The organism is Lunatimonas lonarensis, from assembly GCF_000390185.1.
Lineage (GTDB): Bacteria > Bacteroidota > Bacteroidia > Cytophagales > Cyclobacteriaceae > Lunatimonas > Lunatimonas lonarensis.
The window spans coordinates 327,840-351,288 of record NZ_AQHR01000085.1 but is presented as its reverse complement, the minus strand read 5'-3'; the positions used below and the strand labels follow the sequence as shown (position 1 = coordinate 351,288).

The 23,449-nt window shown below is 48.6% G+C and carries 18 protein-coding genes; 6 read left to right on the top strand and 12 right to left on the bottom strand.

Annotated elements, in window-relative coordinates; all coding sequences use genetic code 11:
• Positions 1-54: 54 nt before the first annotated feature.
• Positions 55-654 carry a TetR family transcriptional regulator gene (locus tag ADIS_RS14205; protein ID WP_010855264.1) on the top strand — a complete coding sequence of 200 codons (600 nt, stop codon included), beginning with the start codon at positions 55-57 and terminating at the stop codon, positions 652-654.
• Between the two features lie 14 nt (positions 655-668).
• On the opposite strand, the gene ADIS_RS14200 is transcribed toward ADIS_RS14205, so the two are convergent.
• Both ADIS_RS14200 and ADIS_RS14195 read right to left on the bottom strand, forming a co-directional pair.
• Positions 669-1,817: a hypothetical protein gene (locus ADIS_RS14200; RefSeq protein WP_155907469.1), complete on the bottom strand. Its 1,149-nt coding sequence runs from the start codon at positions 1,815-1,817 to the stop codon at positions 669-671.
• A 73-nt stretch (positions 1,818-1,890) separates the two neighbouring features.
• Complete coding sequence (locus tag ADIS_RS14195; protein WP_010855261.1) at positions 1,891-2,097, bottom strand: hypothetical protein; 207 nt, start codon at positions 2,095-2,097, stop codon at positions 1,891-1,893.
• A gap of 140 nt (positions 2,098-2,237) precedes the next feature.
• On the opposite strand from ADIS_RS14195, the gene ADIS_RS14190 reads away from it, so the two are divergent.
• Positions 2,238-5,822 (top strand): T9SS type A sorting domain-containing protein, encoded by a 3,585-nt coding sequence (locus ADIS_RS14190; protein WP_010855260.1) that lies wholly within the window; start codon positions 2,238-2,240, stop codon positions 5,820-5,822.
• A 259-nt stretch (positions 5,823-6,081) separates the two neighbouring features.
• The gene (locus ADIS_RS14185; RefSeq protein WP_010855259.1) at positions 6,082-7,668 is read left to right on the top strand and encodes a M81 family metallopeptidase; all 1,587 of its coding nucleotides are present in this window, start codon (positions 6,082-6,084) and stop codon (positions 7,666-7,668) included.
• Between the two features lie 160 nt (positions 7,669-7,828).
• On the opposite strand, the gene ADIS_RS14180 is transcribed toward ADIS_RS14185, so the two are convergent.
• The 10 genes from ADIS_RS14180 to ADIS_RS14135 form a co-directional block, all read right to left on the bottom strand.
• A complete protein-coding gene (locus tag ADIS_RS14180) occupies positions 7,829-9,592 on the bottom strand; it encodes a hypothetical protein (protein WP_010855258.1) in 1,764 nt (587 codons plus the stop codon).
• Positions 9,589-11,262 (bottom strand): apiosidase-like domain-containing protein, encoded by a 1,674-nt coding sequence (locus ADIS_RS14175; RefSeq protein WP_155907467.1) that lies wholly within the window; start codon positions 11,260-11,262, stop codon positions 9,589-9,591. Before ADIS_RS14175 ends, ADIS_RS14180 begins: the two co-directional genes overlap by 4 nt.
• Positions 11,262-12,095, bottom strand: coding sequence for a phosphogluconate dehydrogenase C-terminal domain-containing protein (locus ADIS_RS14170; RefSeq protein WP_010855256.1), 834 nt, complete (start codon positions 12,093-12,095; stop codon positions 11,262-11,264). Before ADIS_RS14170 ends, ADIS_RS14175 begins: the two co-directional genes overlap by 1 nt.
• Positions 12,096-12,146: 51 nt before the next feature.
• Positions 12,147-13,523 carry a four-carbon acid sugar kinase family protein gene (locus ADIS_RS14165; protein ID WP_010855255.1) on the bottom strand — a complete coding sequence of 459 codons (1,377 nt, stop codon included), beginning with the start codon at positions 13,521-13,523 and terminating at the stop codon, positions 12,147-12,149.
• Positions 13,520-14,761, bottom strand: a complete 1,242-nt coding sequence (locus ADIS_RS14160) for a ribulose-bisphosphate carboxylase large subunit family protein (RefSeq protein ID WP_010855254.1) — start codon at positions 14,759-14,761, stop codon at positions 13,520-13,522. Before ADIS_RS14160 ends, ADIS_RS14165 begins: the two co-directional genes overlap by 4 nt.
• Positions 14,758-15,786 carry a Gfo/Idh/MocA family protein gene (locus ADIS_RS14155; RefSeq protein ID WP_010855253.1) on the bottom strand — a complete coding sequence of 343 codons (1,029 nt, stop codon included), beginning with the start codon at positions 15,784-15,786 and terminating at the stop codon, positions 14,758-14,760. The genes ADIS_RS14160 and ADIS_RS14155 overlap by 4 nt, the downstream gene beginning before the upstream one ends.
• A gap of 10 nt (positions 15,787-15,796) precedes the next feature.
• Positions 15,797-16,615 carry a sugar phosphate isomerase/epimerase family protein gene (locus ADIS_RS14150; protein WP_010855252.1) on the bottom strand — a complete coding sequence of 273 codons (819 nt, stop codon included), beginning with the start codon at positions 16,613-16,615 and terminating at the stop codon, positions 15,797-15,799.
• 25 nt (positions 16,616-16,640) lie between these two features.
• Entirely contained in the window at positions 16,641-17,657 is a 1,017-nt protein-coding gene (locus ADIS_RS14145; protein WP_010855251.1) for a GRP family sugar transporter, read from the bottom strand.
• A gap of 64 nt (positions 17,658-17,721) precedes the next feature.
• Positions 17,722-18,126 carry a DUF779 domain-containing protein gene (locus tag ADIS_RS14140; protein ID WP_010855250.1) on the bottom strand — a complete coding sequence of 135 codons (405 nt, stop codon included), beginning with the start codon at positions 18,124-18,126 and terminating at the stop codon, positions 17,722-17,724.
• Positions 18,127-18,205: 79 nt separating this feature from the next.
• On the bottom strand, positions 18,206-19,732 hold the full coding sequence (locus tag ADIS_RS14135) for an aldehyde dehydrogenase family protein (RefSeq protein WP_010855249.1): 1,527 nt from the start codon (positions 19,730-19,732) through the stop codon (positions 18,206-18,208).
• A gap of 211 nt (positions 19,733-19,943) precedes the next feature.
• Here ADIS_RS14135 and ADIS_RS14130 point away from each other — a divergent pair, with 211 nt between their 5' ends.
• From ADIS_RS14130 to mgtE, 3 genes are all read left to right on the top strand, one after another.
• Positions 19,944-20,861 (top strand): AraC family transcriptional regulator, encoded by a 918-nt coding sequence (locus tag ADIS_RS14130; RefSeq protein WP_010855248.1) that lies wholly within the window; start codon positions 19,944-19,946, stop codon positions 20,859-20,861.
• Between the two features lie 471 nt (positions 20,862-21,332).
• Positions 21,333-22,049, top strand: a complete 717-nt coding sequence (locus ADIS_RS14125) for an MgtC/SapB family protein (RefSeq protein WP_010855247.1) — start codon at positions 21,333-21,335, stop codon at positions 22,047-22,049.
• Positions 22,050-22,062: 13 nt separating this feature from the next.
• Positions 22,063-23,427: a magnesium transporter gene (gene mgtE / locus ADIS_RS14120; RefSeq protein ID WP_035806033.1), complete on the top strand. Its 1,365-nt coding sequence runs from the start codon at positions 22,063-22,065 to the stop codon at positions 23,425-23,427.
• Positions 23,428-23,449: the final 22 nt, after the last annotated feature.

The following is a 23,449-nucleotide window of genomic DNA, read 5'->3' as shown; positions in this document are numbered from 1 at the left end:
ATTTATATTTTTTTAAATTTGTTTTTCAAGTGATTAGGAACGAACCAATTGGAAATGAAGAAATCGATTCGAGAAGAGCGGAAGACGGAGATTGTAGAGGGTTTTTATAAATTGGCACAGGAGGTTGGCTTGGAAAATGCCTCGATCGCCAAGATTGCCAAACGGTTGGACATACCGCCAAGTTTGATCATGCATTATTTTCCTAGCAAGGACCTGTTGATCCAAGAACTGATAACTTTTATCTTAGAACATTATCAATTAATATACGAGCCTACCTTGGAGCAACTACGATCTTCCAAAAGTCTCGATCTGGAAAAGCTGGTAGAACGCCTGTTTTCAAGAGAGTGGAACCTATTGTTCGATGATGGTGTGTTTTACAGCTGTTATGCCCTGATTTTTAGGGAGCCGGCAATCAAAAAAGCGTATCGCGAGCTTCATCTTGCACTGAGGGAGACGTTAGAGGGAATTCTGAAACAAGATCCGGTGTTGGCGAAAAGCGATACCCAGCGACTGGCTGAGCAACTATTTGTGGTAGTGGAGGGGGCTTACTATTACCTGGCTATGATCGAAGATGAACAGGAGTTTGCTGCCAAACAGGCGTTTTTTAAACAGCAGGTGTTGGCTTTGTTGCAGTTGGAGATACATAATGAATAGGACAACGGGTTCAATTACCTGTTGCCCTTCGTTGACCCGGTGGATTCAATGGCCAGTTTGTATATGGTCACTTGATTGGTCGTTTGCGAGCCACCGAAGGCTACATTTTTTAGACCATAGCTTATGCCTTCCGGTCCTTCAATGTATAGTATTTCTGAAATTTCCCTGGGTAGGTCTATTTCATCTGACCAGCCTTTGTCATAAAAATAAAACTTTAACACGTTTCGTTGAATGGACTTCAGGGCTCTTGGATCTGCATATCGTTGGTTATCCACTTCTTCCTTCGTCAGCCCTTCCCCGTAGGTGACCGCAAATCCTCCGGTAATTGGGTGAATACCGTCAATAACCCCAGGGTACACACCGTCCATATTGCCCAGAGGGATGGGTTGGGGAGTTACTTGAATAAATTTGCGGGCCTCCAATGGTATAGATAAGGAAGGTACGTCATTGCCCCTCAACACGTACCGGTGAATAATCGGGTCGTTATCCAGTACATAAAGTACCTCATCATGCCCACCAACAGCAATCAGTACATAGGGTGTATCGTGATACGTATCTTCCTGGAATTTGCTCTCGGGAGCCAGCTTAAATACAGGCTGAACCTCTCCAGATTCCAAATCAATTTTCTCCAGTAGGAAATTGTTCTTGAAGTAGCCCTTCTCAAATGGGTTGGTACCGTTCCTGCCCGGAAAGTAGACCAATACGTCGTTGCCCTGGGAGTCCAGGCTTTTCACGTTGCTCCGCAAGGTGGGTAGGGTAGATTGAAAGGGCATTTGCAAATGGCGTTGAAGGGTGAGACTACTGTCCATGATGCCGATTTCACCGTTTAACGACTGCAACAGCAAAGATCCGTCAGGCCGGTACCTCATGCCAACAATGTAGCCCATCGCTTCAGGGCCATCTTCGGGCACCGGTGCCGTCCCCAGTAGGTTGCCCTTGTTGTCAAACTGCGTCAACGAAACGTCCTTGAAATGGTAAAACACCCCGGTTCTGCCATTAAAAGCAACCCCATGGATTTCCTTGGTATAGTTAACCGTAAAAGAGTCTATTTTGACCAGTTTCCAAGAAGAACTGCTTTCGGTTTCTACTCCTGTGCGTTTACAGCAGACAGCTATACAGAGAAATAGGAGGGTGGCAAATGGGGCAAGTAATCGTTTGAGCATGCGCAAAAATACGACCAGGCATGTCAGCAATCAAAGCAGAAACGCAATGAAATTTAAGAGGAAGCTGAACCAGCTACTGATCTTCATACCATTTTTCTTCAAATGTGTAGGCACTGTCTACATCTGCCCTCAGTACCCGGTAAACCATCCAAAGTACAAGTACAGGACTGGCCGAAAACATAAACAAGATTACACCCATGCTTAGGTCAACAACCAAAACTGTCAGGTAAATAATCAGAAAACCGGTAACCAGGTAAACAGGCGTTAGAAATGAGTTCATCGTTTTTTATTTGTTAACTACAAATACCTGGATTTGTTTCTTTTATGCTCGGATTGTTTGCTACATTTACGCTAGTTCTGAATTGAACTTTTTCAATATGTAAAATGGGCTGATCGGCCGTGTGTGAAATGAATGAGATAATGGGTTTTTCAAGGCAGGTTTCACTTACATTCGTTGGTTTTTGTGTGTTTTTTCAGGTGTTTTCCTTTCAGGAGCAAGAACTGTTTCCGCTTCATGGAACGGTCACCGCGAGTTCGGTTCACCAATCTGCCTTGCCCGACAGGGCAATTGACGGAAACTTGAATACCAATTGGACCTCAGACAATCCCCTTCCGGACAGGTATCTGTCACAAACCCATCATAATGTGCTGTTAGGGATTCCATTGTTTTCAGCCTCCGGCATCCCACTTGCTGCGGCCACCGATGGCAGCCTGCAAACTGCCACGCCGTCCATTCCTGTCAGGGATGGCGTTGCCAGCGTAAGTCATTGGTTTCCTGAAGCCGTTCCCGTTGAAATTCTAGGGTTGCGGTTGGGAGGATTGCAACAAGCGGTGACGGTGCGATTATTTCAGGCGGATGGTGATATTCATGAACTTCACTACCCCTTAGCTGCCAACTTCCAGCATCTCCGGTTTTCTCCGGACATCCCACCCATAACCGGGTTTGAACTTAGTAGTCCAGCAGGTTTTTATATTTTTGAACTAGGGATGACCCGGCAGCCTTTCGTAGAGTTTTTGACGCTGAAATTGGACAGTGCAAATTGGGTAAAAGAGATACACACCAAGCATTGGGCGGGGGCAGGAAATGCGGAGAAAACGTCACTTTATGTCGGATTGCACCCAGACAGCCTCGACTGGGTGGCCGACTTGAATCCCGAATCACTGGAATTGACCCGTACCGTGCTGATGGATTCATACCGGGCCAAATACATACGCATCGCCCACACCGTTCGGGCCCAAAATTTTCGTAAAGTATCGGTGTTTGAAGTTGCCGCCTTTGGCGAGTTACGTGCTGATCCTGTGCCCGGGCCTCAAGTAGTATGGGATCCGGATGCGGGTATTTATGCGCCCCTATCCGAGGGAAGCCAGGTGACAGCAAGTTCATCGGTGTCCAACCCCGTCCATCAGCCCCAAGCCGCTTTGGATAATAATTTTGCCACTTCGTGGATTTCCGACAATCCGCTCCCTGACCGCTACCTTTCCAATCCTGACCAGAATATCCTCTTGGGAAGACAGGGCGAGGCATCGGGCGGGGTTCAGGTTGTTAACGCGACTGACGGAGTTTTGGGGAATTTTACGCCTTTGATCCAAGTTGGAACGGACGGAACAGCTACGTATCGATTGGTACTGGAGCCTGCCTTTGTCAGAAGGTTGAACTTGAGGGTGGGATCCGGATTGACGGTTCCGGTCACTATCCGGCTATCCAATGCCGCCGGAAATGTTACCGAGTTGATTCACCCGGCTGGCACCAATGCAAATCTGCGGCATGTTGTGGACATGGATGCGGTTACCGAGATTTTCCTCAGTGCAGAGGCTCCCTTTTCCATCCAGGAAATCGGAGCTTACTCAAAACCTCTTTCGGAGCACATTACATTGGATCTGGGAGAAATCAAATCGGTATCTTGGATTCGTACCAGGCATTGGAATGGCAGCAACAATTCATTGGGTGCCCGGCTATTCGCAGGCAAGACGCTCGAAGATCTGCAGCTGATAGAAGTATTGGATCCAAGTAGGCTCGATCCGCAGCTAATATCGATGGGAGAGCCCTTCGAAGCCCGTTACGTTCGTTTGGTACATGATCTGGTGGATGAGAATTTCAAAAAGGCCACCGTTCAGGAAATTACCGTATACGATCAGCATGGGACCTACGGGCCGGCCCCTTCCCCCAAACCGCAGCAGCGAAGTTTTTCAGAGTTATTTGGCCTTAACACTGTTTGGGCATGGGGTACAAACAAGATTCCTAGCTTGCAGGGACCAAATGAAGGTGCACAGAAGTTTAGTCGCGTTGCCTCACAGGCCAGAAATTACCATAACATCCATTGGGACACCACAGACCCGGACTTTACCCCTACCTATGATCCGGATAACCTGAATGTGCATATGCAGTGGACACAGTGGCACAGAGAATACCAAGACTGGAAAAATAAAGGATTTACGGTGGACGCAACCTTTACCTTTGACAGGTTTCCGGAAACCGCGTGGGGAAATCCTTTTGAATCGGCATACGCCCTTGGCCAGGCCTTTGGATCTGTCTACGGTCCGGCAAAGCTGAACCTGGTGCGGACGGTTGAGGTGGGCAATGAGCCCTGGGACTATTCAGACTCCACCTATGTCAAGATTCTGGAGGGGATGGCCAAGGGCCTAAAAGAAGCAGATCCCGATTTGATCGTTCTTCCCGCAGCCCTTCAGGCCTCCGGAACGGAATCAGGGAACTCAGGTGTGGGAAAGAATTACATGGGGTTAAAACTTAGTGAGACAGCGGCCCAATACCTTGATGGGGTGAACGTACACCTTTATTCCTATACCCGAAATGCGTCGGGTACCAGGATAGCTGTGCATCCGGAACACCCGGAGTCGACCATGCAGGCACTTTTTGCGGCTATGCGGTTTAGGGACAAAAATATGCCGGATAAGGAAGTTCATGTAACCGAATGGGGCTGGGATGCGTCGAGTGCCAATGAGACAGCCGTAAACTCAGAAGCCGTTTCTGCCATGGATCAGGCGGTTTACGCACTTCGGGGCTTGTTTTGGCTTAGCCGTATGGGGGTAGACCGTGCCCACTGGTATTTTTATGCCAATGTGGATATTCCTGCGGGAGGAACACCTCTAAATTACGATCGTTCCGGACTTACAGAATCCAAGTTATCACAGTTTAGAGAGAAACGCTCCTTTGTGGCAGTGGCAGCCATGCAGGAGCGTATGGGCGATTTGTACTTTGACGAAGTACTAAGGGAGGATGAGCAGGGATATGTATATGCCCTTCGGAATGACATGGGAGAACAAACCCACTTACTCGCCTGGCGGCCGGTGACTGGCTCCGATTCTAGTGCTGTCTTTTTGACCCTACCCATGGACCGGCCAGTTCGGGAAGCTTGGTACCTGTCTGGTCTATCCTATGATGGAGAGGAAGTAAGCATTCAAAATGGTGAGGGCGGGCTACAACTTCCACTCTCTTCCAAACCCCTGCTAGTTCGGTTGGGTTCTCCCAATGAGTTTTCAAATCCGCAAGGAGTTAATCTCCGTGTGGAATCGCAGGTCAATGTAAAACAGTTGGTTGTGGAAACCTCTGATGTGCTGGGGCTGGACGTCTATCCTTCGCTGATACAGGCAAATGGAGAGCAGGTTATTTCGGTCAATTGGGTACGTACAGGACCTCGATCTTGGAGTACCCAAGTATCCGATTTGCCTCCCGGCAGGCATAGGTTTAGAGCTACTTTTGACGTAGAAGCAGCTTCCAATGAGGTGGAGCTTGCTGTTTATCCGTCGTTGCAGCTGTTTCCGAATCCCGCCTCGGACCGGCTAAAGATTACCTTTTCCCATGCCCTGGAGACGGGAGGCCAAGTCGAAATCTATGGTTATGAAGGTCGGATTAGGCGCAGCATCCCGGTTCTTCCGGGAAGCCTTGGCGTGGAGCTCGATCTTACGGGATTAACGCCAGGGCTCTATGTGGTCAAATGCGCGATGGTGGCCGGCTTCCCTGCTCAGCAAAAGTTGGTTATTCGCTAGCCACTCCCAGTAGTAATTTATGGTTCCTCGAATCGCTCAAGCTAATGAAAATGGAGGTAGATCCTGTACAGAACAAATGCACCATGCCATTCTATGATAAAGGCGCAATGGAATATGTGTGGACAGGAAATTGTTAAATTTGTCTATTGGTGCTGACTTAAATAAAAAATCGATAGTTTAACTTGTAATTAGCTAAAAATTTCTTTTTTCAATTGGGTTTCTTATTTTTGGACACTACAACCATCCTAACGAATTCTCTATGAACCATTCCTTTTTCAAAAGATCCAATTTGATTTTCGCAGGCCTTGCCGCTTGCCTGTTGTTGGTTGCCTGTTCCGGAAATGACCAAACCGAAGAACGTAAACTGCCCCGTGTGGCCATTGCAGGCCTGGCGATTGAGTCGAGCACATTTTCACCGGCTGTAACGCAAGAGGATGCTTTTCATGCACGGATCGGGGAGGAAATTTTCTCCTATTACCCTTTCATGGCACCTGATTCGGCGAACCGAAAGCGTGCGGTGTGGTTCCCCACATTCCGGGGACATGCCATTCCAGGTGGAATTGTGGCCCGGGATGCGTATGAATCCATGATGGCAAAGACGCTGGACATGCTTCGGGAAAACCTGCCGTATGACGGCCTGTTTTTCGATATTCATGGGGCAATGAGCGTGCAGGGGTTGGATGACCCCGAGGGAGACATGATCACCCGCATACGGGAGGTAGTTGGAAAGGAGACCATTATCTCCACTTCCATGGATCTCCATGGGAATGTCACCAAGGAGCTGGCAGGCCACTCGGATATCATTACCTGTTACCGCATGGCTCCCCATGAAGATGCGTTGGAATCGAAAAAGCGGGCAATGGATAACTTACTGGATCGCTTGGAAAGCGGTAAGGGAAAGCCTGCCTACAAGGCTTGGATCCCTGTGCCCATTTTATTGCCGGGTGAAAAAACAAGTACCCGGGTAGATCCGGGAAAGAGCCTTTATGCCAAGGTGTACCCGGCAGCCGATAGGGAGGGAGTGGTAGATGCAGCCATCTGGATAGGATACGCTTGGGCAGATGAGCCCAGAAATCAGGGCGTGGTGATGGTGACGGGAGACGATAAGGCAGCGGTAACTACTACGGCCGAGGAGTTGGCGCAGGCATTTTGGGCTGTTCGGCATGATTTTGATTTTATTGCACCTACCACTACACTGAAAGAAGCCTTGGACAAAGCCGTCAAGAGTGACAAAAAACCCTTTATGATAAGTGATATGGGCGATAATCCTACCGCTGGCGGCGCCGGGGATGTTACCTGGACAATGCATGAGATATTGAAGCGTCCGGAGTTCAAGCGGGAAAATGGGCCTAGCCTGATATATGCATCTCTGCCGGGGCCGGAGTTCGTCGAAGCTGCGATCAAGGCCGGAGTGGGCAACAGGGTATCTGCCAAGGCCGGTGCGGCAGTTGACGATCGTTTTGCGCCTCCGATTTTGCTGGAAGGTTTGGTAACAGCGATCGAACATGGGGATCGAAATGCCGAAACGGAGGTGGTGGTCAAAGTAGGCAGTGCATACGTGATCGTTACGAAAAAGCGTAAGCCTTATCATTTGGAATCCGATTTTACCCGTCTTGGCCTCAAACCAAGGGAAGCGGATATAGTAGTCGTGAAAATTGGCTACCTCGTTCCGGAACTCTACGACATGCGAGGTGACTGGATTATGGCATTGACACCTGGAGGTGTAGACCAAGATTTGGAGAGGCTGGATTACAAACGTATCAATCGCCCAATGTTTCCGTTTGACAGGGACATGCCCGATCCCGATCTTCGGGCGGTGTTGATCCCGCTATCCCACGATATGTAGTGTAAAACCGGATGATGCTTTGGTGCCCGGCGTTGATTGGGATGGTAAAATCGAAAAGGATATTCCCCTTCGCTGTTGTCTGTGGGAGTTGCGGAAAAGCAGAGCTTAGCAGTTGTTTTTTATGATATTCTGGACAACCTTTTGAGGCCGATTTTCGGCTTCAAAGGGTTGTTTTGTAATGTACAAGGCTTCTGCGAGGCATACGCATGGAGCTAATGTCAGCTTTATGCCATTCGAATTTTTGCTCCGTCAAATAGGCAACTGGAGTGAAACCTCCCGGAACCTTTATAGATACCTCTGTTTTAGTCCAGTTGACAACGAAAAGGGAGATTTCATGGTCATTCTCAAACGCAATGGCATCTACCAATAACGGCTTCTCGCTGGAACAGGGGAGAGCTTTTCGGTAGTCTTTCAGCTGGGACCGCAACGCAAAGGCCGGTGATTTTTCCAAACCCTCGCCCACTTGCCGAGCCCAACCATTTTCCCCCATCAGTTCAAAAAAGCAAACTTTGCCTGCACCTGCCAGATGCAGGTACTTTAGGCTGATCAACCACCAAAAAGCCCCAAAAGGGGTGTATTGCCGCTGATCTGTCCAGCCCGTAGGTTCTCTCAGCGGCTTGCCGGGTTCTGTGGCATTGGGGTTCCATCGCATGTGAAAACTGACCGGACTGATTCCCACAAGTTTGCCGGGGTACAAGGATTGAGCGGACTTTACCGTGTACCCCTGGGCGGGTAAAGTTTCAATGAGAGATTGGTCATCAAAGGCGTGAACCTGAGGGTTGATGGAAAAACTAACTCCGTCCAACCTACCTGCATCGATCCTTTCCCGGTTAAGTTCGGCAAAGAAGGCATCGGTGCCACCGATCAGTTGGGTCTCTGGAAAAGCCTGCCTCAGTTCGGGCACTTTGTTTAACCAGCCCTCTGGAGTCACCTTTGAGGTATTACCGAAAAGCAATAGCCGCTTGATCTTTCCGGATTCCTTTGTCCAATTTTTCAGCTTTTCTACATCTGGGTCATCCGAAAACACCGCCAATTCCAATGGTATTTCCAGGTTTTTGGTACTGGATAGAGGAGATTCATCAGTATCCTCATCCAATTCAATATTTACCCGGAGATAATCAAGGCCAAGATCATTGACCAATTCACGGATGATCTCCTGTTTCATAGGTCCGGTGAGCATAGCACCCAACGCCGGAAGAGTTAGTGCCGAATCCTGATCTATAGATACAACTACGGGACTATCAACTTCCTCTTGGGGGGAAAGGCCCTCCGGTGCTTTTACCTTTAGCGTTATTTTTTGATTTACTTCGTCCCCTTTACGAAGCTGAACAGGGAAGGGAATGCCCAGGGGAGTGCAATAGGTCTTGTAACTTGCGTCTGTCCAATTTCGTTGGTCTTCCGTTTCAAATATTTCCCCTTCAAAATACAAGCCGGCGCCAATGTTCTCTGCGAGACTCCAATGCATTTCTTTGATGTCCATAAAGGGCTGATGGGGGTTGATTTGCACCGGGAAGTGGCTTTGGGTACGGCTTTGGTCGGTATGGACGATGGAGATCGGATTGCCCACACAGGGGCTTGCCGGGTGTAATACAGTGAACCCGATGCGATTTCTTGTAAAATCACTCAAAGCCCTTCCTTTATAGGAAAAACTTAGGCTGTTGTCCGGATGGCCCCGGATTTCGCAATCCAAGGCAAAGGAAATATTCCCATGATTAAAGGAGGCCTTGTAGTGGATATTAAAGGTTTCCTTTCCCTCTTTTATATTTTCCTCCTCGATTTTCATGGGTAAAGTGCCCCAGTTATGATCCCTCAGCGCGTGGTTGATCATGCGGATGACTTCCTGGTTCCCATATTGGATATAACGCAAAAAGCCCTCTTCATACCAGAGAGATAGTTTTCCGGCATTGAGTTTTTTTCCGGTCATGGCGTGGCGGATTTTTCTCCAATAATAACCACCCAAGGTTCACCTTGGGGCAGGTCATACGATTTGGTTTCCTCTTCACTTGAATTTCCCTGATCTTTTCTCTCTCCGGTTTTGGGATCCAAAAATACCACAGGAAGGTCTTTCCTGACCCCGCCCAACTGAAGCTTGCCCCCCTCGGGAAGGTAGGCCACATATAGTGAATCTCCTTTTTGAAGCACCTTTTGTCTATCATTTCCCTGGTTGGAAAGCTCAATGTCGGTGATGTCATATCCTTCCAGGCTTTTGCCAAAAAGGCCCGGGAATTTACTTCCTTCAAAGGCAGTAGCCTCTTCCCAGGAAGCGTTGGTGGTGGACCAGGCGTCAAAACCCGGTTCCTCTGTCCTTAGCTTCCAGTTCCAAAGTCCTGCAGCCCCATACACTACGCCCATGGTACCTCCAGAAGTCCATTGGGACCAGGCTTCATGGCCCTGCCACCATCCGGTGGCTTTGTCGGGGTTTCCAATTCTTTCATAAGTGGGCTCCCCGTTTGCCGCGGCTTTGGTCGGGGTGTTGTGGTACATCTTTTCTACCTTATGCAGAATGTGTTCGCCGCCATGGCCTGTTTGGCACCATTGAAAATCCAACCATTCTTCCGCTTGGTAAGATTTGTTTCCATGTTTTGGGAACCTATCCGGGTCACCGGTATATCCTGAGGGAGGAGCCTCATCAAAGGGGTTATAGTGAATACCCCTTGGCTGCCCATAGGCATCCCATTCCAAGAGCATTTCTCCGGTCTCTTTGATGCCCGGTTCTTTCCCGTGACCGTCTGCGGATACCAGGTACATAACAGGCATGGCTCCATACCTGGCCAGCAAATACTTGGTGTATCTTACATATTCCTCTGGAACAGCCTTATTGCCAAGCACATTTTTGCCCTTCCAGCCAAATCCTTGAAATACCGGCTGCAAAACCGGGACAATTTCATGGTCGTGCAGAATTCCCAATAGCTTATCCAACAGCTGAAAATACCCGGGGTTCAACTCATTGAGGTGTCCATCCTTTAGATCGTGAAAGCCCCTGCCAAACCCATAATCTTCGGTGCGGCTGTCCGGCCCCTCGGCTTCTTGGTCTGGCTGAACGGTCATCAGGAGGGTGGCATTAAACCCTTTTTTCTGGCGGTCTTTGGCATAGATGCCCACCGATTCCACCGTTCCCCTGAAGGGAAGTGCCCACGGGGTGTCTCCCACAAGCAGAAAAGGGCTGCCGTCTCTATGAATTATATTTCTTTTTCCCTCCGATACCGTGAGAAAGCCCTTCTGAATAAGCCTGTTATTGCCACGGTAAGGAGAAGAAAACAACGTTCCGTTTTTACCTACAAGGCCCGGATCCTGTACATTGGCAAAGGTTTCCCAGGAATAGGTACGATTTGCTTCCGGGGGAGCGAAGCGGATTTTCCAGACTTTGTCCCCGTCCCAAAAGGCCGGACGTTTGTGTGTAATCCCTGTTTCATCGGTGAAAAGGGCATACATGTCTACTCCCGTGTAGGGGTTTTCATAGGCATTGGCAGCCTCAAAGCTGATCTCATAGCTTTCCCATTGCCCTATGGTTTCTATGGTAGGGTCTGCTTTACAATTCATCATTAACACACCCAAGCTAAAAAACCAGGTGCACTTTCCAATTGATAACTTCATTAGGTGATGGCTTTAATTTGTTCTTTTACCGATTCAGGTTCAAATATTTCTTTCCAGTTGTCTTTAAAGATTTTCTTTTTGCCGATTTCAATGGCTTTGATAGCGGCATCGGAAAATTTACCTCCTGGCAATTGGTCAAAGAGCAGGGCAAGCTCTATATTGATATGTCCCATTAGAAACTCAAACACGGCTTCCTGGGGCACTCCTTTGGCAATGGCTGCATCCGCACCTTCTTTTAAGGCAGTGATCATGGCCCCGCAGAAGGTTTCCGACAATGCAGGTTCCAAGATCCCCATCTGCTCAATGGTTACTTCTATGGATTTGTTTACCGGGCCATAGATCACTTTGGCGATTTTTTCACCTACCTCATAATGCTCCCTAGGACCCTGTATCAAGGCGCATACGATGCTTTGCTTGGCAGCAATGCCTCCAAAGTAATCATAATGGGCTTTTTCGTTTGGTTCCCAATTGAAAACCGATGGGTGGCATGGGTGGGAGGCAAAGTAGCTGATATCCTCCCTATGTGCTAGATGTCCTGCCAAAGGGGCGGCGGGGTCTAGGAACATACCAATAGCCCCCGTCTTCATTTTTGGTACATAGTTGGCCGTCACTTTGCCAATCGCCACATCAGGCACCGCATAAATTACCACATCCGCATCGGGGACACAGTCTTCGGCTTTGCCGGGTGTCACCCCAATGGTTTTCATTCTTTCCAAACCCGCCTCGCTCACCTCTAGGTAGGATGTTTCGTAATCGGGGTGGTCTTTTAGGTTGTTGCTGAGCCGTATCCCCATTTTGCCTCCGGCACCTATCAATGTTACTTTAGTCTTCATAAGGGTATTTTTTATTTTTCGCAGTCCTTGACTGCATCTCACATTTATTTTCTATGATACAATTCCTCCTTGTTGGGCATATTCAAAATAGCGGTGATTGCCGTTCTGTCCTCCTTTGATGGCAATTTCCATCCCATCCACCCACTTGTTTTTGCCGTGGGCAATGCATAGGGGTGCACCCGGGGCCAACTCTCCAGCAAATTCAAAGGCAACTATGTCCAAGGCTTTAAGGATATACCCAGAGGTGTCCCCTCCGGCAGTGACCAGCCGTTTCAGGGGGAATTCCTCTACAATGGTTTTGGTTATCACTGCCTGGGCTTTGGCAATGGTTTGGGGTTCTTTTTTTGACCATTCGGAATTCAATGTGGCTTTCACGTGGGGATCCTCGGGTCCCAAGGCTGAGAAAACCACCGTATGATTCCCGTTTTGCAAGGAGCTGAGTGTTTCATTTACCACCCGCTCAATCTCCCCTTTTTGATCCTGCTCCTGGTACAGTTTCTTTACGTTTATCCTAACTAATTGAAATCCAATCTTTTCGGCGTGCAGGATCTGATCAGCCGTATTTTGCGCACAACTGCCAGCTACCACCAGGATAGGAGTGACGGCTTTGGGTGGTGATTTCACCTTGTTATCGGTGCCATATACCCTTCCCAGCGCATACTCCATCGCAGAGGAACCAAGTAGCAGTTGATTCCGTTGCCGGCAGTGCCTATGCAGCCATTGGCCTATGGGGTTGAGCTGATTGTTTTCCACGGTATCAAAGAGCAGTAGGGGAGCAGCCTCCCCTTTTTCTGGGATTCTGAGTAGCTCTTCGGGCTTTCTTAGGGGCAGGTTTTCCAATTCCTGAAGCTCTACGAGCTCCATGTCCCTATCCATTTGCTTTTTCAGGTGCAGCCTGATATCGCTCTCAGTCATGGGAGTGATAGGGTGCCGGGCCATCACCGGGTGTCGGTCCAGCCGGTAGGTGGTTTTTCCTATCCGTGCATACAGGTTCCCAAAGGCTACAAAGCGGTTTAAGGTGGGAAAACCCACTACCAAGGGGATAAAGTCTGAAGGAAAATGTTTTTCGGCCACCTTCATGGCAGTGCCTATATTACCCACCTTTGGGGAACTGTCCAGGGTGCTACAGATTTTATAATGGAAATACCGAAAAGGAATTTTGGCCATTTTCTCAAAAATCGGGTCAATCTCCTTTTCCATTTCGGCAGGGGCCAGGCTTCGGGCTATCCCAGCCACCCCAAAGGCGATTTGTCCAAAAGCTCCCAAATCCTGGTTCTTAAAGGCAAAATTTTCTACCTGCTCTTTGCTTGGGGCTTCCAAAAACAAAATGGTGGGGATACCCAGTAGACTCAGTACCTCCAACACATCGGAGGAACCTGTAAAGTCATCCCCGTAATAACCTAAGAGTATGTCTTTTTCCTTTCTCATCCAAAAAACTCAAATGCTTCATCCACAACCTTGTATCTTTCTCTGGCTGCCTGCTCATCGAGACCCTCCATTGCGGCTTGCCAGGCATAGCGCAAACTTTCCACACCGGCCGCTATCCCACCAGGGTGGCCCATGATTCCTCCCCCGGCCAAATACATGAGGGTGGTGGATTGTATACCTTTATAGGTGTCAAAGGCCTGACCAGCCCACTGTCCAGAGGAAAGTACCGGCATGGCCCTGTCTTGATCACTCCAGATGGGCGTAAGACAATCCTTGATGGATGCAAAAACCGAATCATCGGTTTCACAGAACTTGTTTCGGATACCATTGCAATGCAGATGGTCCACCCCGGCAAGTCGCCACATCTTGGCCATGGCAGGGTATTCAATACCCAAAAGTGGATGTCGTTGGAAGATGCCCCAACCGTTTCGATGGCCATGTATGGGCAACTGCGTATGACCTGCCATTTCTTGTATACCACTAAGCCCCACCCATATCAGGTTGATCATGATGCAGGTTCCCCCTTTTTCCAGGAGATAATCATGTCTTTTCTTCATTTCATCCATGGTACCGCTTAGGTTGAAGGCATACATGGGCTTCTTGCCGTGCTTATCTGCATAGTTGTTGATCACTTTCATACAGGCATCCACCCTTTCCGTAAAGCGGTTATAGGTGGGGTCTCCCATAAGTTCATCATCCTTGATAAAATCCAGCCCTGCATCGATAAGGGTGCTAACCTGCTTGGCGGTCAATGCTGCATCTAGTCCCACGCTGGGCTTGATGATAGTGCCTATGATAGGCCTATCGCTTATTCCGATTTTCTTATAGGTGCCTCCTATGCCAAATCCCGGGCCAGGATACACGCTTTCGAAGCTGTCGGGCAAACGTATGTCCAAAAGCTTGAGTCCTGAAAAAGGAGCCAATTCAAAAAGGTTTCCCGCCACGGTCGCCATGAGGTTGGGAAGATTGGGGCCTATGTTTTCCACCGGCCAACTAAGCTTCACTCTGGCCCTCCTTATGGGTGTTCCCTTCTTGGCATGGGGTAGGGCAGGTTGGTCTACGGTTTCCAGTTCCTCCAGCTCTTCAATTTTGGCGGCATATTTTTCCATCAACTCCCCGGTTTCCCCGGGGATTTTCACAAAGGTGCCGGTGGACTGTTCGCCAGCCATGGTTTGGACGGCCTTTTCCAGTGATTGGGAGGTTTCTATGAGGTAGCTTGCGCTAAATCGTTCGCTCATTGGGTAAACAAAACTTTATTGTTGTCAGAAGATTCGTAACTCAGGAAGACCAATTCCATGGTTTTTAGGTTGTCTTGACCACTGGTTTCGGCAGGGACACGGTCCATCAGGGCATCCAGTATGCTTTGGTTACAGGTGACCACCGATGAGTGGATAAGCGCATAGTCAGGATCTGCCCATGCATATTGCGGGGGATCGGCTTTGAATTTTTGGCTTCCTTGCCCTTTTTGAGTTAGGGTAATGTGGTGATTATAATCCAGTCGTATGGAGCCCTTATCTCCCTCGATGAGGATAAGGGTTTGAGGAAAGGTCTCCTGCTCCAGTTGGGAGGCATAGGAAACCTCCACAAAGCAGTTTACCCCATTTTTCATGGTCAAAAGGGTGTTGGCCACATCTTCCCCCTTAATGTTGGGGTTGATTTTCTGGGTCTGGCAGTAGAGTTTCTCCACGTCGCCAAACAAAAAGCGGCTCATATCCAGGATATGAACGCCAAGGTCCATGATGATGAAACGGTCCAGTTCTGCCAATGCGGGCTGGTTGTCAAATACCGGAAAGCCCGAGCAAAAAGTCATCTTGGCCCTGAAAGCGGTGCCAATCTTTCCCTCTTCCATCAGTTTTTTACATTCCCTAATAGGGGTCTGGAAGCGAAAATTTTCATGTATAAAGTACTTTACACCGGCCTCTTCGCAAGCTTTCACCATGGATTGGCAGGTGGCGTAGTCTTGGGCCATGGGTTTTTGGCAGATCACATGTACACCGGCTTTGGCTGCTGCTTTTACCAGAGGAGCATGGGAAGGAATACTGGAAATGATATCCACAAAATCCAGTTTTTCCTGCTCAAATAGGCTTTCCGCCTCAGTATATACTTTTGGTATACCGTGTTTTTGCGCCATGTTTTTGGCTTTTTCCTTGTCGGGGTCGCAGATGGCCAGTAGTTCTACTCCGCCCACCTGTTTCCATGCGCTGATTTGATAATTAGCCCAAAAACCGGCACCAAACACGGCAAATTTCAATGTGTTTTCCATGTTACACGATTTAATTTTCGAAAAGACCCAAGGATTGAAGATAGGCGATGCTTTGCCTGGCCCATGCCTGCTCTTTTTTTACAGTTTCTTCTATGTCCCGTTCGGGAGGGGTCCAGAGTTCCAGGATACAGGATCCGCATCTTCTGAAATGCTTTAATTTTTTGATGATTCCCGGGATATCCAGAAGCCCTTCACCGGCCGGGGTGCCAAAAACCTCAAACCCCATTTGATGATCCTTCCGCTTAATCCCAAAATCCTTGATGTGGAAATTAATAGTGAGAGGAATCAATTGGCCCAATACCTCCTGAATTCCTTCTCCCGCACCCAGGGAATTTACGGAGTCCAGGCAAATGCCCACCTGCAAGGGGTTGGTTTGATGGATAAACTGCGCAAGTTCCCTACTCAGAAATCGGTCGTGATTTTCTATGGCTAGGAGAATTCCTGCATTGCTTAAGGAGTTTAACCCGTCTTTGATGATATTTTGGATGGTTTCTTGGTCAGGTTCATAATCCTCCCCATCAATAACAAAGCGGAGAAAGGGGGAGCCAAGGATTTTTGCAATACGAATGTATTGAGTTAGCCGTTCGGGGGTAAGCCCTCTGCCACCTACTTCCAGTCCAATCCCCATATCGTTGGCTTTTTGGCCGAACTCCCTTAACGCTTCGTCTGTCCAGCGTTCCAATGGGATATTATCCGCCAGTTGAACCAGTTTTACTCCCAGTTCCATTGCCTTTTGCAAAAGCCCATGGGCATCCAGGGGAGAGGAGGGCTTTTGTTCGCCTACTCCGATAGACCAGGTATAGGTATATGAGCTTATGCCTAATTGCATGGTATGGGGCTTTGTTGCCGGTAGATTAAACCAATTTGGAAACCACGATGATCACCAGACCTATCAGGTACAAAACGAACATCCCCGCCAATAAGCGATTGGTCTTTTGATCAGAACCTGCAAATTCCTTCCAGATAAATACTCCCCAGATAGCCGCTACCACTGGGGCCGCGTTGCTTAGGGCATAGGAAATGGCTGGGCTTCCCGCTCCCACGGCCATAAAACTGAGTACCATTCCTCCCATCCAAATCAATCCCCCTGTCCATCCGGCAGCATGCTCCTTGAGGGTGGCGGCCTTGTAACCTTTCATGGAAACAGGGGTACCATGGACGGGGTATTTCATAAATAGGGGGTTGGCGATTAGCGTGCAAATAAGGGTACCTATGGAAAAGAAGAATACGGCTGTAAAAGGGGTGAGGCTGCCCGTACCCCCTGCCACAAAGGCATTGTCCATGGACTGCACCACGAATCCATAGAAAAAAGCTATAAGTATCCCAGCGATCACGGAAACCACTATCCCCTTTGTGGAGGCCTTGCTGTATTCGCCCTCCAGTTTTTTATAGGACCTGCCGGAGAAGAATATGGCCACAATGATACACAAAACCCCCACCAGCAAAAGAAGTGGGGATCCTTCTGTGCTGCCTTTGTCCGTGTATTCCAAGAAGAAATTATACCCAATCCCGAGCACCCAGGCCAGGCCTCCACCGATGGGGAAGGCCACGGCCAGCCCGGTGAGGGCTATGCCTGCTACCAATAGTAGGTTTCCCAGGTTCCATACGATTCCCCCGAGAATTGCCATCAAAATGCTCCTGCCCTCTGCCTGGGAGAGGTCTTCCCAGAAGGTACGTCCCTCGGTGCCCATGGAACCCAAGGTGATCGCTGCGACAAAAGCAGTGATCAAAATACCGATGATCAAGTCCCAGTAATAGAGCTCAAAGCGGAAATTACTGGCCATTTTCTGGGTATTGGCCCAGGATCCCCAGCAAATCATGCAAGTGATAAAGGCAAGAATGGCGAGGGTATAATTCTCGATTAGGATCATAAAAGGTAGGTTTGGGTTTATTCGAGTAAAAAGTTAGGCAAAAAATGTAAATTAAAAAAGCGGTTTATCTGTTCAGGTAGTCGTCGCCGGTTTCGATAGGTGATAACCGGGTAAGTTCCTCTTCGGTAAACAGGCGGGAACGGATCAGAAAGCGAATACCCATGGGGATTTCGAGTGAAAAACTACTTCCTCTTCCTGAGGTTACATCCAATGTCAGTTGGGTATGTTTCCAGTAGGAAAACTGATCCGCGCTCATAAAAAAGTCACAGCCGTGTACTTCTCCCATCCAAATATCCGATCCCCCTACTTTGAAATCACCTTTCTCGAAACACATTGGCGAAGATCCGTCGCAGCATCCGCCACTTTGGTGAAACATGAGCTCGGTGCCGTATTGCTTTCGAAGGCTGTCTATGACCTCCTTGGCAGATTCGGTAATCAGTATTCGGGCAACGTTATCTTGTTTTGGCACAGGGTTCGTTGTTTTATCTGGGGTTGGTTTCAGGGATGGGAAAGATAGGGGGCGGAGCACCGCGCCGCCCCCTAGTCAGTTAAAAGAAACCCAGTTTATTCTTGTTATACGAAATCAGCATGTTTTTGGTCTGCCGATAATGGTTAAGCATCATAAGGTGGTTTTCACGTCCAAACCCTGATTTCTTGTACCCACCAAAGGGAGCATGGGCAGGGTAGGCATGATAGCAGTTCACCCACACACGGCCCGCTTTAATGGCCCTTGGCACCTGATACAGTTCATGGGCGTCGCGGGACCATAGTCCGGCACCTAGTCCATAAAGCGTATCATTGGCGATTGCAATTGCCTCTTCAGTAGTCTTGAAAGTGGTTACTGAGGTTACTGGGCCAAATATTTCCTCTTGGAAGATCCGCATTTTGTTGTGGCCTTTGAAGATGGTGGGTTGGATATAGTAGCCGTTTTCCAACCCTGAGTTTAGGGAGGCGCGATCGCCACCGCAGAGAACCTCGGCTCCTTCCTGTTTTCCGATGTCCAGATAGGAAAGGATCTTTTCAAATTGATCGTTGGAGGCCTGCGCTCCCATCATGGTGTCTTCCGCAAGGGGGTGTCCCATTTTGATCGCCTTGGTCCGTTCGATTACCTTCTCCATAAAAACGTCGTAGATGTCCTCATGTACCAAGATTCTGGAGGGGCAGGTACATACCTCTCCCTGGTTAAGGGCGAACAGCACCGCGCCTTCCACGGCTTTGTCGAAGAATTCATCATCGGCGTCGGCCACTGATTTCATAAAAATATTAGGGGATTTGCCTCCCAACTCCATAGTGACGGGGACCAGGTTTTCAGAGGCGTACTGCATGATCAGCCTACCGGTGGTCGTTTCGCCCGTAAAGGCCACCTTGGCGACCCTCGGAGAGGTGGCAAGGGGTTTGCCTGCTTCCGGGCCGAATCCAGTGACCACATTCAATACACCTGGAGGAACCACATCCGCAATGAGTTCCATCAACACCATAATACTGGTAGGCGTTTGTTCGGCGGGTTTTACCACCGTACAGCAACCTGCCGCCAAGGCCGGTGCAATTTTCCAGGTGGCCATTAGCAGGGGAAAGTTCCAAGGGATAATTTGCCCTACTACGCCTAGTGGTTCCTGTAGTGCGATGGAAACGGTATGTTCATCGTGTTCGGAGATGGAGCTTTCGTCGGCCCGAATCACTCCGGCAAAGTAGCGGAAGTGATCAACGCATAGCGGTAGGTCTGCAGCGCGGGTTTCCCGAAGGGCCTTACCGTTGTCAATGGTCTCAACTCTCGCCAACAATTCAAGGTTTTCCTCAATAATATCCGCGACCTTGAGCAACACCCTGCTTCGCTCTGCCGCAGAGGTCTTGGACCAGGTCTGAAAAGCCTCGTGGGCAGCATCAAGTGCCATGTCAATGTCAATCTTATTGCCTCTAGCAGCCTTCGAAAAGGGCTTGCCATCTATGGGGGAAATGTTGTCAAAATACTCGCCCGAGGCGGGTGCCACCCATTTTCCGCCAATGAAATGGTCGTATTTTTCTTTGATTTCCGGTCTTTCTACAGGCTTGGCCTGCGTTAATGTGTTTGTTGTCATAATTCGGTTATTTTTAGATTACTCCAAATTTCCTCCAAATTTCCAACTCGTAATCAACCTATCGTATCTTCTTATCCACCTTGGTTGATCAAAACCAAGAAATAGGCACTTTTTTGCTTTGTCCCGGTTCCGAGGCAGATATTTTCGATCGTAAAGTAGTGACATGTAGTGGAAATCCCTTAACTTTAACCGAAACCCAACGTGATCTATTATGCCAGTCCAGTTTATTTCCGGAGTACCTTGGCGGTCTGACCGGGATCTACGAACCCTCGTTGAAAACCGAACCACCTACACCCTGGAGGAATGCGAACTGAACATTTTTGAAACCCACCAACAGGCAGAAGCAATTAACCTTCAATTTGGAGATTTGGTGCTGACTACGATGCTTAAAGGCAAGAAAGTGATGCATCTGTTCGACAAGCCTGGCTTTGACTACCTGCCCGGAGAGTCGGTGATTGTGCCTCCCAATGAGGTAATGAAGATTGATTTTCCCGAGGCCCAGCAAGATAACCCCACCCAGTGCATCGCACTCTCCATTTCACCGGAGATGATCAAAAACACATTTACCCTGCTCAACGAACGCCTCCCGAAAAAGGAGCTGACACAGGAGTGGGGGCTGGATTTTTCCTATTTTCACCTGATCAATACAAAAGATCTGTCCGAAATCATCAATAGGTTTATTCGTATCGGGGTAAAGGAACGATCAAAGGAAAAGGATTTGATAGCCTCTTTTGCCCTCAAGGAGTTGCTGATCCGCCTTACCCAGACCCAGGCCCGGGAGATGCTCGAACTAACCTATCAGTCAATGGCATCCTCTAATCCAGTGGCACATGTGGTGGCGTTCATCAAGGAAAACATCAGGGAACAGGTGAATCTGGATATGCTCGCTGAGAAGGCCTGTATGAGCAAAGCCCATTTTTCCCGTACTTTCAAGGCCGAACTGGGCTTGGCTCCCATGGAGTTTGTGCTGAAGGAACGCCTGAAATTGGCCAGACAGTTTTTACAGTTCGGCGAATACCAAGTACAGGAAGTATGTTATTTGGCCGGTTTTAACAGTCCGACCTATTTTATTCGTGCCTTCAAGCAGGAGTATGGCACCACTCCTAAAAATTTTATCCAACCGGGATAGAGCTTTTTCGATCGGTTGTATGGCAAGCCCATCCTGCAAAATTCGGTTGGGTCGAAGTGTGCGGTATACAGTCGGGAGATCCTAAGTATACCACCTGCGTGGCGCAGGCTGAGATTCCCTGCCCGGCGGGTCTGAAGATCTTTTTCCTGAAATAAGGATAAGAGTACAAAAAACAAAGGAAATAGGGCAGCAACCAGACGTAGGTATTTCCAAGGACGATATTCCTCCGTTCAGAAAGCACCAGATCACGCCGTTTTTATTGAATTGGATGGATGATAGCGTAATTCTAATGATTTTCTAATTTATTTCTAATGGATTCCTAAAGGCATCCTAACATCAGTGTCTCTAATTTTGTGGCGTAGGTAATCGAAATAGTGGAAATCAGTTTTAAGCGGCTAAAGCGGACATATCGGATCTGATTTATTCTATCAGGTTAGATGATTCTTTGCGCCACACAGTGGGGGGGTCTACATGACAATATTTGAATTCGTAATCCGACTGGGACTGGCTTTCTTGCTTGGATCGGCGATTGGTTTTGAAAGGCAGTACCGGCAAAAAAGTGCTGGGTTGAGAACAAACACCCTTGTTTCTTTAGGTGCCTCTGCGTTTGTGCTGCTTTCGGTCTCGCTTACCGGAGATACGGGCGACCCCTCCAGGGTAGCGGGTCAGATTGTAACGGGTATTGGCTTTCTCGGTGCCGGAGTTATCATGAAGGACGGGCTGAACGTTCAGGGGCTGAATACAGCTGCCACAATTTGGTGCTCTGCGGCGGTAGGATGCCTATCTGGGGTGGGCCTATACGCTGAGGCAACAGTTACAGCCGTGGCGGTGATGCTGGCCCACCTTTTATTGAGGCCGATTGGTAGGAAGGTGAACGCAATTCCGGATATGCCGGAGGATGAGAGGACGGGCACGTTTTTTTATGGATTTAGGATCAAGTGCTTGGAAAAGGTAGAGAACCATTTGCGGGTAACCATGCTGGATACTATCAAGTCTGATGGAAACCTTCGGTTGCAATCCCTGAAAAGCTTTGACAACGGAAACCCGCAGCATGCCTTTGTTGAGGCCAAGATCCTATCTTATGGAAACCGGGATCGAATCATGGAAACCTTGGCGGGAAAACTCCTCCTAGAATATGGGGTGATGGAGGTGACTTGGGAAATTGAGGGCCAGCAAAGTGAACCTTAAAAAGGAGACTCTTATGAAAGAACGATGGATAGTTATGTCCCAAAAGCAAAAAATCAAGGAGCTTTTACCGGCATTTAAAAAAATGCCTTCGGTGGAAGTTGCGGAAGTTTTGGAGTCGTTGGAAGAGAGCAGTATCCTCGAGGTTTTTGATCGGTTTGAGCCGGAGGAACAGGCAAAGGTATTTTCGCATTTTGAGATCACCCGACAGTTAAGCTTTTTCCAACAGATCAGCAAAAAAAGGTTTGCTCCCATTTTCGAAAACATGGCTTCTGATGACCGCTGTGACCTTTATCAGCACATGTCTCAGGAAGAACAGGCTGCAATTCTGCCCTATCTGAGCAAAGCTGCCCGAGAGGATGTCATCAAACTGAGTTCCTATCCGCCAGAGACAGCCGGTGGAATTATGAGCACGGACTTTGCTACCATCCAAGCAAGTATGAGTGTGGACTCCGCCATGGCGAAGGTGAGGAGGGACTCTCCGTCCAAGAAAATGATATACTATGTGTATGTCGTAGATCATCGGATGAAGATGGTCGGGTTTGTTTCGCTGAAAGACCTCATCATGGCTTCGCCCAACCAGCTGATTTCCGAGATTCTACATGACAAGTTCGTATTTACGACGGTAGATGAAGACCGGGAGTTGGTGGCCAAAAAGATAGAGGATTATGATTTGTTGGCTATTCCAGTTCTCAATCAAGCAGGACAGCTAGCTGGGATTGTGACGCAGGATGATGCCATTGAAGTAATACGCGCGGAGCATACAGAGGATATGGAGAAGTTTATGGGAATCATGTCGGAGAGCTCGGAAAACGACTATATCCATACCTCAAGTTGGCTGCATTTCAAAAAGCGGGTGGTATGGATCGTATCCCTCGCAGCGGTGGGAATTTTGTCGGGTATGATCATCCATAAGTTTGAATCCACACTGGAGGCGTTGATCATATTGGCACTGTACATGCCCATGGTGGCAGATACGGGTGGAAACTCCGGTTCCCAGGCCGCTACGGTGATTGTTAGAGCCCTTGCGCTGGGTCAAATAGGCCCCAGACAGTGGCTGGGGATCGTGTTTAAAGAGTTTAAAATTTCGTCTATGCTGGCGGTATGTCTCGGAGTGCTTGCATTTCTGAAAGTGTTGTTTTTGAGTTGGGAAACCAGTATTCCGGCAGAGTTTACACTTACCCAGCTTGCTTTTGTCATCTCCCTCGCCCTTTCGCTTCAGGTAGTATCAGCCACGTGTATAGGGGCTAGCCTTCCCTTGGCAGTCAAACGCTTTGGTGGGGATCCTGCGGTGGCCGCATCTCCGGCAATCACCACTGTGGTTGACATAACTGGGTTGTTGATTTATTTCACCGTGACCATTCTTTTACTGGGATTATAACCTAAACCATCTATTAAATAAC